Origin of the sequence: [Bacillus] selenitireducens MLS10 (assembly GCF_000093085.1) — a bacterium.
Classification (GTDB): domain Bacteria; phylum Bacillota; class Bacilli; order Bacillales; family Salisediminibacteriaceae; genus Salisediminibacterium; species Salisediminibacterium selenitireducens.
This window is the reverse complement of the sequence record NC_014219.1, coordinates 3512012-3525735: the sequence shown is the minus strand read 5'-3', so window position 1 is coordinate 3525735 and position 13724 is coordinate 3512012. Positions and strand designations below refer to the sequence as shown.

Sequence of the window (13724 nt, the reverse complement as noted above, 5' to 3'; positions counted from 1 at the left end):
CAGCGTATCCATTTTGATTATCCGGTCACGGTGTGGTGGAAAGGCGGTGCTTCACACGTACGCCGTGTGGATCCGGAGACAGTGAGGCGATGTTGTAGCCCGGGAAATACCGTTCGATCCGGGGCTTCAGCTGTTCACCCATGCCCTGGGGCGCGAAAAAGAGAATGATCGGCCCGGCGCCGCTTAAGGTCACGCCGTGGACCGGCAGCTGCTTGGCCACCTCTTCAGCCTGTTCCCATTCCGGGACACCGGCCATCCGGTAAGGGCGGTGGAAGCGGTCTTTCTTCATCATTTGTCCCGCGAGATGCCAGTCGTTTCGCATAATGGCGGCGACATGGACGTTGCTGATGCTGCTTGCTTTGACGGCATCTGCATACGTCATAGATTCCGGGAGGGCGTCGCGGGATTTGGCTGTACTGACATGGTAATCAGGGATCAGGGCAATGAGATCGATGGTCGGGATCCCGGCCTGTACAACGGACGTTCCCTGCTCGTCATGATGACCGATGATCAGCCCGCCGTATATGGACGGTGCGACATTGTCCGGGTGGCCTTCATAAAGCGTCGCCCACTGGACCTTCTCTTCGTCGGTTAAATGGAGATTCAACAGTTGGTTGGTCAGCTCCATGCCGGCTACGATCGCCGAAGCGCTGCTTCCAAACCCTCTCGCAAGAGGAATATCGCTCGTCATGCCGATTTTGACCGGTGAAAGCGTGCTGTCGAACTTGGCAGCAAGCCACTTGGCGATTTCGATGATGAAATTGCTCTCATCGGTTGGAATCCCGTCGAGATCCCCGTCGAGGATCTCGACCTCCCAACGCTCCGATGGTTCGATATGCAGGGTCAGATGCCGATTCAGGGCGAGGCCGACGGAGTCGAAGCCAGGGCCGAGATTGGCGGTGCTTGCAGGGACGATAATATCAAAGGAATCAAAAGGGGTCATGCGTTCACACGTCCCAGTAAGTGCTCAAAAACGACTTTCTCATCATTCGGAAGGGCCGTTGGCTGGACCGGCGCTGTGTCGATGGCCGTGTTAGGATCTTTCAGTCCGTTTCCGGTCAGGACGCAGACAACCTTCGATCCTTTTTTGATCTCTCCGGATTTGAGCTGCTTGATGAGTCCTGCGACAGACGCGGCGGAAGCAGGTTCTGCAAAGACGCCTTCTTCTCGGGCGAGGAGTTTGTATGCCTCTACGATTTCTTCGTCTGTTACATAATCAATTTTTCCACCGGATTCCTCTGCGGCGTTGACGGCCTGTTTCCAGCTTGCCGGGTTTCCGATCCGAATTGCAGTAGCAAGCGTTTCCGGGTTGTCGATCACCTTGTTCATGGCAATCGAAGCTGACCCTTCTGCTTCAAAGCCGCGCATCTGGGGAAGGCCCGTTCCTTTCGCTTCGTGGTATTCTTTGAAGCCTTTCCAGTACGCGGTGATATTTCCGGCATTGCCAACGGGAATCGAGAGGATGTCCGGTTCTGAGCCAAGGGCATCGATTACTTCAAAGGCAGCGGTTTTCTGCCCTTCGATCCGGTACGGATTCACGGAGTTCACGAGGGTGATCGGCGACTGGTGCTCAAGGTTTCGTACCATCTGCAGGGCGTGGTCAAAGTTCCCTTCGATACTGACGATTTCAGCACCGTAGACGACGGCCTGGGCGAGTTTTCCCATGGCAATCTTGCCGTCAGGGATGACGATGAAGCAGCGCATCTTCGCCTGGGCCGCATAGGCCGCGGCGGCGGCGGATGTGTTCCCCGTTGACGCACACATGATTGCTTCGCTTCCTGCCTCTTTCGCTTTGGCCACAGCCATAACCATGCCGCGGTCTTTAAATGAACCGGTCGGGTTCGCGCCGTCGTATTTCACATAAAGCTCCACACCATATTTTTCTGACAGGTGACACAGTGGCAACAGCGGCGTGTTCCCTTCCTGCAAAGACAGCATTGGTGTTCGGTCGTTCACGGGTAAATACGGTTTATATTCCTCAAGTAATCCTCGCCACATCATCGTTTCATGACTCCTTCCACACGGTAGTTGCTTTTTACTTCCACCACCGCGTCCGTTTCATTTAGTTTTTGAAGCACTTCTTTATAGTTCTTTCTTGATACACCGTGCGTGACGACGATGATCTCAGCGAGACGTCCCTCGTTTAACGGAACCTGCAGAATCTTCTCGAGGCTGATGTCACATTCACCGAAAATGGCTGTCAGGTTGGCAAAGGTGCCAGGGAGGTCTTTCGCATGGATTCTCATAAAGTACTTTGAAAAGATTTCTTCATCCGTTTTGAGCTTCTTGTCGAACTGCGGAATGACAAGGCTCTGTCCGTTCACCCCGAGACGCTTGTTTCTGAGGACGGCGACGAGGTCAGAGACAATGGATGTGGCAGTCGGGAATTTCCCGGCGCCGGCACCGTAGTACATCGTCTCGCCGACGGCTTCCCCGTATACATAGACGGCATTGAACTCGTCGTCGACGGATGAAAGCGGGTGCTCATTCGGCATCAGAGTCGGTTCCACACTGACTTCGACTTTGTCTTCGCAGCGGTTGGCGATCCCGATCAGCTTCATCGTATAGCCGAGCTGATCCGCATACTGGATATCTTCAGAAGTCACCTTTGTCATGCCGGTCACTTCGACATCATCAAGGTCAAGGTTCATGGAAAAACCGAGCGTGCCGAGAATGGAGATCTTTCTCGCAGCATCAATCCCTTCCACGTCAGCCGTCGGATCTGCCTCCGCATAGCCAAGCGCTTTCGCTTCCTGAAGAACTTCCTCATACAGGCGGCCTTCTTTCGTCATTTTCGTCAAAATATAGTTTGTGGTACCGTTCACAATCCCCATCATTTTGGTGATGCGGTCTGAAGCAAGTCCTTCGACGAGGGTACGCAGAATCGGAATCCCTCCGGCCACACTCGCTTCATAATACAGATCTGTTCCGGTTTCATTGGCAAGAGTCAAGAGTTCCGAACCGTGCTCAGCCATGACATCTTTGTTGGCGGTGACGACGTGTTTGCCGTTCTCAAGCGCCTTGCGGATGTAAGCACGGGCATCACCGGTGCCGCCCATGACTTCAATCACGACATCGATTGCCGGATCTTCAAGGATGTCATCCGCTTCAAGGGTCAGCATCCCGGGTTCAATGGAGATACCGCGGTCTTTGTCGAGGTCGTTGACAAGAATTTTCGAAATTTCGATGGGACAGCCCACCTGGTGCACGAGTTTATCCTGGTGATCCCGGACAATCTGCAGGACGCCGGTACCTACCGTTCCGAACCCGAGAAGTCCGATGTTCATTTTTTCTGTCATAACAAAACACTCCAAACGTCTTTTATTCGTGAACACTTGTCATCATATAAAGGACATTATAGAGAGGTTTCGTGACAATCTCAACCGTTTTTCCGAAAAAGTCGGAATACTTTGAAGGCTGTCAGGTCAGTACTTCAAAGTATACGCTTTCTTTCTGTGTTGCCATTCGCATCCTTGTTACATATTTTCACATAATCTACCGTTGTGATGTGATTTAGTATATAATAATCTTAATATTAAGATATTTTAATTAAAAGAGAGAAGGTGTCACATGATTACGACTGTGGTTTGGTTAATTGCCGGGTTGTTGATGACTCAGTTGCTCTTATTGATATGGATGATGATACGGAAAAAGCGTGAATTGGTTTTGCAGGAGCGTGTCAAAAATCTCGATGAAAAGCTGACGAAGGAGTTTCGTGCATTTATTGATGGAGAGGTTATTCACCACCCTCGTTTTCCTGATGAACAGAAGCTGAAAATTGAGCTGATGGAGTCAATTTTGGAGCGGAGTCTTGAAGGAGCCGATACGCTTGAAAAGAAAGATCGCATCAGACAGCTCGCAGAAGCGAGCCTCGGCGACATCTACCGGAATCGTCTTCATTACGCTGGCTGGTCGAATCGGATTAATGCCCTCTATTTTATTGAAGATTTTCGCATGTACAGCCTTGACGATGAGGTCTATACGAATACAGACAGGAGAAAGCAAAAGAAGGATGAGGAATTCCGTCAGGGACTCCGGACAATGGCAGCCCTTCAGGACCGGCGGGTATTTCTTCTTTTGGAAGAAGATTTGGACCTGCCCTTCCCTTTACTGAAAGAAGTGTTTCAGCGTTTGGATCAGGCGTCGATTGCGTACTGGTTCTCAAGATATGAAACCACTGCCGATATTCCCGAACCGCTCTTATGTGCCTTTATCAGCCACTGCGGTGACGTGAAGAGTGAAGATGATCAGGAGATCGTGGAGCTCGCGCTGAATGACAGCCGGGCGGAGGTGCGAATTAAAGCGCTCAAAGCCCTGTCTTCCTATCAGGCTGTCCGTGAACCTGCGAGACTGTTGCTGTTTTTTCAGTCTGAACAATGGGAGGAACGGCTGATGGTGGCGAAGCTCGCTGGACATGCCGGGTTGAAGCAGTACCGGACACAGCTCATGAAACTGATGGAAGACCGCGAGTGGTGGGTCCGTTTCGCAGCGGCGAATGCGATCAGGATGTTGCCGGATGGTGAAGCTCATTTACGCGAAATTGCATCAACGCATAAAGACCCGTATGCACGGGATATGGCGGATCGGACGCTGACAACGAAATGGGGGATGACGTCATGACGACGGACTGGCTTGTTAGTGCGGTTGAAGTGTTGGCCTGGATGATTGTGATTTATATGCTGTTTGTCAGTCTGCTCTATATCGTACTCTTTTCAGTAGCGATGCCGAAAATCCGCAGGGAACAAAAGCTGAATCGGATTGAACAAATCGAGGGGATGACGGTCAATCAGGATACGTATCCGATTTCGGTACTTGTTCCTGCTTATAATGAAGAAGTCGGGATTGTGGCGTCCGTCAACTCTCTGTTGACACTGAACTATCCGGAATATGAGGTGATTGTGATCAATGACGGGTCTGATGATGAGACGTCGTTGCGGATCAAAGATCATTTCAACATGAAACCGGTGAAGCTTGCCATGCGCAAGCATTTTCAAACGGCAGAAGTCACGGCTGCCTATCAGTCTTCTGAATATGGCAATCTGTATTTGATTGAAAAGGAGAACGGGGGAAAGGGAGATGCGCTGAATGCAGGTATCAATTTCTCTTCGTATCCGTACTTTGCTTCCATCGACGCCGATTCGATTCTTGAGAAAGATGCCCTGCTCAAGACGATGAAGCCGATCATCGATTCAAACGGCGAAGTAACAGCGACCGGTGGCACGGTGCGTATCGCCAATGGCTGTCAGATTGAAAAGAGTGTGGTTCAAACGATCACCCTTCCGAAAAAACCGCTAGAAGTGATGCAGATTATCGAGTACTTCAGAGGCTTTCTCATCGGGCGGCTCGGCTTCAGCCGCACGAACATGCTGATGATTGTATCAGGTGCGTTCGGGGTCTTTGAGAAATCCCGGGTCATCCGGGTAGGCGGTTATGACTCCTCAACGGTCGGAGAGGATATGGAGCTCGTTGTCCGGATCCACCGGTCGATCAAAGATGAAAAATCCCCGCAGCGGATTGAATACATTCAGGATCCGGTCTGCTGGACGGAAGCACCGAGTACCTTCTCGTCCCTGAAATCCCAGCGAATCCGCTGGCAGCGCGGTTTGACGGAAACGATCTGGAAGCATAAAGGCATGATGTTTAATCCGAAGTACAAGCGTGTGGGCCTGTTCTCCCTTCCGTATTACACGTTTGTTGAACTCCTCAGTGCCGTGGTCGAGTTCTTCGGCTACCTTATTATCATTCTCGGTCTTGTTTTTGCCTTTATTGACCCGGCAATTGCGGGTATGATGTTTGCCGTGACGATTCTGTACGGTTCGCTCCTCTCTTCGTTATCTGTCCTTCTTGAAGAGTGGACCTACCATAAGTATCAGGATGTCAAAAGTTTACCAATTTTGTTTTTATATGCGCTCACGGAAGTGTTCTGGTATCGGCCATTGACCGTTTCATTTCGTCTTGTCGGTCTGTTCAGTGCGTTTGGTCGCAAACGGGAATGGGGCAATATGGAGCGTAAAGGGATCGATCAGACGGAGGAAAAGGCGGTTTAAGCCCGTCACGGAATCTGAATATAGAAGGCCCCGGACAAAAGCGTCCGGGGCCTTTTGGATGTCCCCTTAACAAGTGAGCGGGGACCCCCGGATTCATTCAGGTGATGAGCGGAAAGTCTCCTGAATGATGGGGTACGACTGTTTCAGACGTTCTTCATAGAGCGGCAGATCCCATTCCTCCCAGGTATAAAACCATGAAACAGAAGATGAGGAATCACTCCCGGGTGCGTAGAATGAAATGCTGTCAATAAAGATGGAAGATTCATTGCCGAGTCCGTCGTACAGATTGCCGATGAACTCCCTTTTGCTCGGGTCCTTGCTGTTGAGCAGGAGCCAGGGGAGACGAATTTCAAGGAAGAGCCCATCGTCAGAGAACGTGAAATCGGAGAGTGAATGGTACAAAGGGTGATCCGGATCGCCGACCCCTGCCAGGAGTTCACCGGTCTCATAATAATCGAAAGGGATCAGCTCTCTTGTATCCGGCCTGCGAATCTCCTGATTCAATGCAAGCCTGATGGGATAAAAAGCAGACAGGAACTGATCTTGATCGTCATCCGGATAGACTTCTTTGATGGCGTAGTCATAATCATAATAGAAGCTGTCATAATCCCCTGCGATGAAGAGGTCACCCGCTGATTCGGATTCGACGGTAAGGCGGAAATCAGCTGAAAATCCGTCAGGTTCAACCGGCACACCTTCCTCTTCCCGCATACTCATGTAGAGCGTAATCGGGTCGTCTGCTGCCCTTTCGTACACCGGTTCTTTCAGCGTTACACCGAGATAGAGAAACTGTTCATCATGGTTGAGCTGCACCTGTTCAATATCCGGATGAGCAGGGATGCCTCCGGGAAAATACGTGTCCTCCGGCCAGTCCTGCATGCCGTTCAGTCTCACCTTATTCCGGTCGAAACTCAACAGTCCGAACCGCTGTTCATTGGTCTGCGTGTTCGACCAGAACGGCCGGCGATCCGGATTGTCATAATCCATCGTGTTCCAGGTGCGCTTGAACCATTCATCCTGCCAGGCGAAAATCAGACCACCGAGCATCCCTTCATGGACGATGTCTTCGAAGAGACCGGAGACGATTTCGCCTTGTTCGGATTCTTCAATGAACCCCTGGTTCCAGCCGAACGGGTTCCGGTGTGTGAGTCCCCGTGAGGCGGGAATGCCGAACTCGGCAATCAGGACGGGGTGATCATTCTCCATGTTCAGATCATCGAGGTAGCCGGCATAGTTATTCTCATTGCCTCGGTGATCGATAAAGGTCGTATACGCTTCTTCGAGATTCAGGAAGTCGGGGTAATACGGATAGACGTGATAAGACGCGAACATCCCCGTATGCGCGGTTTCGTCGATCATGCGAATGGCATTTGGATTGACCGAGGCCATATCCTCCTGTTCGAGTGGTTCTGCCGGATGCTCAAGATGATCGGTTGTGACCCAGTTGGTGAAGCTGAGTGGGCGGATGACGCCGTAGTGTTCGTCTTCATAAGCGGCAAGGACGTCGAGCTGTTCAGCAAGCCAGATCTCAAACGGATCTGCGTTTTCTGTGTAGACGTAATTCAAACGGATATCATCAAGATCCGGATAGGCTTCGAGCATGGCATCGACCATGAGCGGGTACCATTCAATCCCGATGATCCAGCCGATGACATAGTCCGAAATGTTCGCTCCGTAAATGCCTGATGCGTGACCCGGACGGGGAGGAACGACCGCATTGCCGTGGATCACATCCACGATGGTCCGTATCTCTTCCTGGAATTCTTCTGTGATCTCCCCTTCAAAGGCATCCTGGGTTTCTTCTAGGGGCTCCTCATCAATCCAGACGCCGTGAAACAGATAAAGAGGTTCATCAGCGCGTTCGTTATAGGCGAGAAATGCTTCGTAAAAGGCAGGCGGGTGAAGGGTATAGTTGCGGATCGCGTTGGCATTCATTTCACCGATCTGTTCAAACCACCGGGCGTATTCATCCTTTGAGATGGCGGCTTCTCCGGGGAAATAACCCGGTTTCCCCATGCCCATGTTCACCCCTTTTACGGTAAAGGGCTCCCATGAATCGCCGACTCTGACCTCAAACTGATCGCCGCTCACCCTTCCGGGAGAAAAAGCAGGATCACGGTCAGCTGTTTCTTCTGCTATGACCTCTCTCTCTCGTGTTCCGTCTGCAAACAGGGTCCGATAGATGGGAACGGAAGCATTCCAGAACAGAGCCGTGTCCGGAAAGAAGGCATCAAAGGTGAGGTATTCACGAATTTTGGCGGCTCCGCTGTAGGTGGACAAAGAAGGAACGTTCCCCACTTCGGAAAAGTGGCCGCTGAAGTAATAGACCTTAGCGCCTCCCTGTTCATAATGGGAAATGGCAGGGATGACTGTTGGAATACCGGCTTCCGCAAGTTTTGCGTCTCCTGATTCTGTGGCGTGCGTCTGAAAGGTGCCGAGTATCTGCTCATCCACCACGGGTGTTACGACGTCGAACCAGCCATTGTAGAGGGGGGAAGCAGAGAGAGTGAAGGGCTGATCGTCGTGCTGTGTGAGCGTAAAGCGGAGCGCATCATCGATCTCCCCGGCCTCTTTGGAGAGGACGACGTGCGCTTCGGTCCATTCATTGACAAACAGAATCCCTTCTCCTGTATAGCCCCATTCGTCCTGATCATCCTGATAGGCTGCTTTGATGGACGCCGGCAATTCATTGTTTGAAAAGGAGAGATCCTTGAAATATTTGCCGGTCCAGCCGTCCCATCCCACTCTCAGAAAATCCGCCATTTCCCGCTGCACGTCCCGGGAGGTTGGCGCGGCAAATGTATTGAACTCGGCAATCAGGTCAGTCCCATGCATGAGAACCGCTTCTTTTACTGTGAATACATCATCCATGGAGAGTGCCGTTTGCTGATCCGTGTTATTAATGATAATCAGATCCTGGTCGTTCAGATCCATGCCGGTCTCATAGAGCGTAATGTCGTCTTCGCTTTGGATATGATGAAAATGCTCAAGAACCCAGACGAGCCCGGAATCAAGAGACGTATTATCCCCTTGACCATGGTGAAGCAACGTGACAGAAAGCGGCTGATCGGCAGCCGTTCTCCATACCCCAAGAGGAATCAACAACAACAGTATCATTCCCAACAGCACGTAAACGAATCCTCTCATCATCGCCACTTCTTTCCTCGGTATTTGTGAAAAGTGGTGAAACCATGTTGCAACGGTTTTCGGGGCTGATTATCATCGTATTGTTTAAGTTAAATATAATCAGATTTGTCCGGAAAGTACATCTTTATTTTCAGATTAGGATTTCTTCTTTTTGATCCTTACTGTACGGATCGGGGAGGGGCTTCAAAAAGGCGGGATAGGCAGTGGCGGGCGAAGGTGAAACCTTGATGAACAATTGTCCGTAAAGGGACAGAAGCCTTGACGAAACAGCGCAAAAAGCGCATGATACAGATATTCTGAAAGGAGGTGAATCGATGATGATCGAAGTGTATCAGGATCTCGTGCCTGTACTGATGACAGTAGGGCTGATCATGACCGTGACGTCTGCGAGACTCGGGTTTTTGTTTGTCCGTTCAGGCGGCAGTATCGGTACCCATCATATGCGCAGGAAATGGCTGCGCCCATGGCAGCTGAATCTCGTTATGACAGAGGCGGATACGGCAGCGGATCACTGGCCGATCCGTCTTGTGACAATGATTCAACGAAAACTCGCCCCGGATGACGATGATGATGAGCATGGCAACTCCCTCGTAATGAATGAAAGACAACCATTAAAAAGGGAGTGTATCCAACATGACTATCTGGCATCATCGATTCACCCGTCCTGCACGTAAACATGGGCTCTTGCTGATTGTGGCGGCGCTCATTCTGGTTATCCTGAGCGGCTGTCAGCAGGTAGCGGCCATGGAACCGATCAACGCAGAGACGACCGGTTTCTTTAATCACTACGTCATCTATCCGTTTTCTTATTTGCTGACGTTTTTTGCGGATCTCTTTGGCGGAAGCTACGGGGCTTCCATCATCATGATGACCGTTCTGATCCGCACCGGACTCATGCCGCTCATGCTCAAACAGCAGCGCACCCAGCTTGGAACAAAGAAAAAAATGATCGAAATTCAGCCGGAGCTGGAGGCGTTAAAGGCAAAGTATAAAGACAAAAAAGAACCGGAAGCCCAGCAGGAGATGCAACAGGAAATGATGGGCATTTACACGAAGCATCAGTTTAATCCGCTGACGTCGATGGGTTGCCTGCCGATGCTCATTCAGCTGCCGATTCTGATCGGCTTTTACCAGGCGATTATGCGCACAGAAGAGATCGCTTCCCAGCAGTTTCTCTGGTTCAGCCTCGGTGAGACGGACTTGATCCTGCCGATTCTTGCGGCTCTTGTTTACTTCATCCAGTTCAGGATCTCCCTGTTCGGGATGGAGGAGACGCAAAAGAAGCAGATGGCCGTTTTTGGCTACCTCACACCGGTCATGATGGGCGGATTCTCGTTTATGGTCTCTGCGGCTCTGCCTCTCTACTGGACCATCGGCGGGCTCTTTTTGATCGCACAGACGCTGGTGTTCAAGTGGATGTTTCGGGAGAAAAACCGCGAACTCCGTGAACGGGCACTGATGAAAAAGGAAGCAGCACCATCTGAGTCGACATAATCATAACCAGGCACCCCGGCTTTTTTCGATGAAAAGGCTTCCGGGGTGCTTTTGCGGTTTCTTTTCAAAGAAAAACACGATATGATGTTAAACGGAAGGCATGATCGAACGGAGGATATGAATGAATGAAATCACAGTAAAGATTCAACAGGGAGAAGTAAAGCGTTATAAAGACGGCTATCCGCTTCTCACAAAGGATTGTCTGACAAATCCGGAGGTATTGAAGAAAGAAGGACAGATCCTCGACGTGACGGATGAGCGCGGACAATTTATCGGCAAAGGCTACCACGGTGAACAGAACAAAGGCGTCGGCTGGATCGTCAGCCGCAAGCCCGGTGAAAAACTGAATCAGGATTTTATCGACCGGCTCATTCTGAAGGCGATTGGTGTCCGTCAGGGCTATTACGAAGACGCATCGACAACGGCTTTTCGGGTCTTTAACGGAGAAGGGGACGGCTTTGGCGGCGTCATTATTGACTATTACGAACGGTACTACGTCATTCACTGGTACAGTGAAGGTGCGTATCAGTTCAAAGAGCAGTTCGTGGACAGCCTGCTCAGGAATTCCGATGCGATCGGCATCTACGAGAAAAAACGCTTTGCGAAAGCCGGTCAGTACGTGGAGGACGACGATTTTGTCACGGGTGAACAGGCCCCGTCTCCTCTCGTCGTCTTTGAAAACAACGTGAGCATTGCCGTCGACTTAAACGATGGCGCGATGGTCGGCTTCTTCCACGATCAACGGGAAGTCCGGCGTGCGATCCTTGAGAAACATGCGAAAGGACGGACGGTGTTAAACACGTTCTCCTACACAGGCGTGTTTTCGGTTTTCGCAGCACTCGGCGGTTCTCTCAAGACGGTGAACGTCGATGCGGCAAACCGCAGCAAAGAAAAGACCGCGGAACAGTTCGCGATGAATCAGCTTGACGCTGAAGATCATGATATCATCGTCGACGATGCCTTTCAGTTTCTGAAGCGGACCGAGCGCCGTGGGCGGACGTTTGGCATGGTGATTCTCGACCCGCCGAGCTTTGCCCGGACGAAAAAAACGACGTTCAGTGCGAAGAAAGACTATAAGAAGCTCTTATTGGACGCGATTGCCGTCACCGAAGAGAACGGCATCATCGTCGCGTCGATGAACCATGCAGGCGTTGCCCCGCAGCGGTTCCGAAAAACCGTCGGCGAGGCGTTCCAGGAAGCCGGGGTTCCGTTCAGGGTTCTCGAATCCTTCGGTTTGCCGTCCGATTTCAAGACGGATCCTTCTTTTAAAGAAGGCATGTACCTGAAAGTCTTGATCCTGCAGCGAAAAGACGGTTAGGACCGTCCCGATACGATAATGGCAGAAAGGTGAGTGTAAGTATGAGTGAGACAAAGAGTTCTTCAAACTTCATTAAACATATCGTCAAAAACGATCTGGCTGAAGGCACCTATGACGGTGTCGTGACCCGTTTTCCTCCTGAGCCGAACGGCTATCTGCACATCGGCCATGCGAAATCCATCGTCCTGAACTTTGAACTGGCCGATGAGTTTGGCGGAAGCACCAATCTCCGCTTTGATGATACGAACCCGTTAAAAGAAGATCAGGAATACATCGACGCGATTAAAGAGGACATCGAGTGGCTCGGCTATGAGTGGGAGAATCTCTGCTATGCGTCGAACTATTTCGATCAGATGTACGAGCAGGCACAGAAGCTGATCCGGAGCAACGAGGCGTATGTGGATGACTCCTCACAAGAAGAGATCCGTGACATGCGCGGCACGTTAAAAGAACCGGGAAAAGAAAGCCCGCACCGTAACCGGTCGGTCGAAGAGAACCTGAAGCTCTTTGAGGAGATGAAAGACGGCAAGTATAAGAACGGGGAAAAGGTGCTTCGTGCGAAGATTGATATGGCGTCACCGAACATCAACCTCCGGGACCCGGTCTTGTACCGTATTTCGCACACGCCGCACCACCATACCGGTGACACGTGGTGTATTTATCCGATGTACACGTACGCCCACCCGATGGAAGACGTGATTGAAGGCGTGACCCATTCGATCTGTACGTTGGAGTTTCAGGATCAGCGCCCTTTTTATGACTGGGTTGTCGCCCGGGCAGACTTTGACGCGCATCCGAAGCAGATCGAATTTGCCCGCCTGAATCTGACGAACACCGTTATGAGTAAACGAAAGCTCAAAGAGCTCGTGGATGAAGCCTTCGTTGACGGCTGGGATGATCCGCGAATGCCGACGATTTCCGGGCTTAGACGAAGAGGGTTTACCGCCGAATCGGTGAAGCAGTTTTGCAGGGAGATCGGGGTCGCGAAGGCGGATAACCTCGTGGATGTGCGGATGCTCGAGCATTTTGTAAGGGAAGACCTCAAGATGGACGCGCCACGCACGATGTCGGTCCTGAAGCCCCTCAAGGTGATCATTACGAACTACCCGGAAGGGGAAGTGGAGTGGCTCGAAGCGGATATCAATCCGGAAAACCCGGAGATGGGGACAAGGATGATTCCGTTCTCAAGAGAAATCTACATCGAACAGGAAGACTTCATGGAAGATCCGCCGAAGAAGTATTTCCGCCTCTTCCCGGGGAATGAAGTCCGCATCAAGCACGCCTACTTCATCAAGTGCCACGACTTCGTGAAAGATGATGAAGGAAACGTCGTGGAAGTGCACTGCACGTACGACCCGGAGACGAAGAGCGGATCCGGATTCGAAGGCCGTAAAGTCAAAGGAACCTTGCATTTCGTCGAAGCGACGAAGGCGGTTCCGGCAGAATTCCGTCTTTATGATTCACTCATTAACGATGAGCTGTCCGGCGATGACTTCCTCGATCAGGTGAATCCGGACTCTCTTGAAGTGACACAGGGCTTCGTGGAAGAGAATATGAACGACCTGAAGCCTCAGGATAAGTTCCAGTTTTTCCGCCACGGCTATTTCAACGTCGACCCGAAAGACAGCACAGCTGAAAAGCCGGTCTTTAACCGGATCGTCAGCCTGAAGAGTTCGTTTAAGCTGTAACAGGCAAGAATCGAACGGATTCATACAAGA

General features: G+C 51.2%; 10 protein-coding genes. 6 read left to right on the top strand and 4 right to left on the bottom strand.

Annotated features, from left to right (window positions below):
- Window positions 1-25: 25 nt before the first annotated feature.
- Genes thrB through BSEL_RS16480 form a run of 3 tightly spaced genes read right to left on the bottom strand, consistent with a single transcriptional unit; the run spans window position 26 to window position 3299 of the window.
- On the bottom strand, window positions 26-943 hold the full coding sequence (thrB, locus tag BSEL_RS16490; RefSeq protein ID WP_013174149.1) for a homoserine kinase: 918 nt from the start codon (window positions 941-943) through the stop codon (window positions 26-28).
- Window positions 940-2001, bottom strand: coding sequence for a threonine synthase (gene thrC / locus BSEL_RS16485; RefSeq protein WP_013174148.1), 1062 nt, complete (start codon window positions 1999-2001; stop codon window positions 940-942). The genes thrB and thrC overlap by 4 nt, the downstream gene beginning before the upstream one ends.
- Window positions 1998-3299: a homoserine dehydrogenase gene (locus BSEL_RS16480; protein ID WP_013174147.1), complete on the bottom strand. Its 1302-nt coding sequence runs from the start codon at window positions 3297-3299 to the stop codon at window positions 1998-2000. The genes thrC and BSEL_RS16480 overlap by 4 nt, the downstream gene beginning before the upstream one ends.
- A gap of 271 nt (window positions 3300-3570) precedes the next feature.
- On the opposite strand from BSEL_RS16480, the gene BSEL_RS16475 reads away from it, so the two are divergent.
- The gene (locus BSEL_RS16475; RefSeq protein ID WP_013174146.1) at window positions 3571-4620 is read left to right on the top strand and encodes a HEAT repeat domain-containing protein; all 1050 of its coding nucleotides are present in this window, start codon (window positions 3571-3573) and stop codon (window positions 4618-4620) included.
- Complete coding sequence (locus tag BSEL_RS16470; RefSeq protein ID WP_013174145.1) at window positions 4617-6047, top strand: glycosyltransferase family 2 protein; 1431 nt, start codon at window positions 4617-4619, stop codon at window positions 6045-6047. Before BSEL_RS16475 ends, BSEL_RS16470 begins: the two co-directional genes overlap by 4 nt.
- A gap of 93 nt (window positions 6048-6140) precedes the next feature.
- Here BSEL_RS16470 and BSEL_RS16465 read toward each other — a convergent pair whose 3' ends face one another.
- Complete coding sequence (locus BSEL_RS16465) at window positions 6141-9197, bottom strand: glycoside hydrolase family 2 protein (RefSeq protein WP_013174144.1); 3057 nt, start codon at window positions 9195-9197, stop codon at window positions 6141-6143.
- A gap of 311 nt (window positions 9198-9508) precedes the next feature.
- On the opposite strand from BSEL_RS16465, the gene BSEL_RS16460 reads away from it, so the two are divergent.
- From BSEL_RS16460 to BSEL_RS16445, 4 genes are all read left to right on the top strand, one after another.
- Window positions 9509-9868: a hypothetical protein gene (locus tag BSEL_RS16460; protein ID WP_013174143.1), complete on the top strand. Its 360-nt coding sequence runs from the start codon at window positions 9509-9511 to the stop codon at window positions 9866-9868.
- Window positions 9828-10688: a membrane protein insertase YidC gene (gene yidC, locus BSEL_RS16455; protein ID WP_013174142.1), complete on the top strand. Its 861-nt coding sequence runs from the start codon at window positions 9828-9830 to the stop codon at window positions 10686-10688. Before BSEL_RS16460 ends, yidC begins: the two co-directional genes overlap by 41 nt.
- A gap of 121 nt (window positions 10689-10809) precedes the next feature.
- Window positions 10810-12006, top strand: a complete 1197-nt coding sequence (locus BSEL_RS16450) for a class I SAM-dependent rRNA methyltransferase (RefSeq protein WP_013174141.1) — start codon at window positions 10810-10812, stop codon at window positions 12004-12006.
- Between the two features lie 41 nt (window positions 12007-12047).
- Window positions 12048-13694, top strand: a complete 1647-nt coding sequence (locus BSEL_RS16445) for a glutamine--tRNA ligase/YqeY domain fusion protein (RefSeq protein ID WP_013174140.1) — start codon at window positions 12048-12050, stop codon at window positions 13692-13694.
- The last annotated feature ends 30 nt before the right edge of the window (window positions 13695-13724 follow it).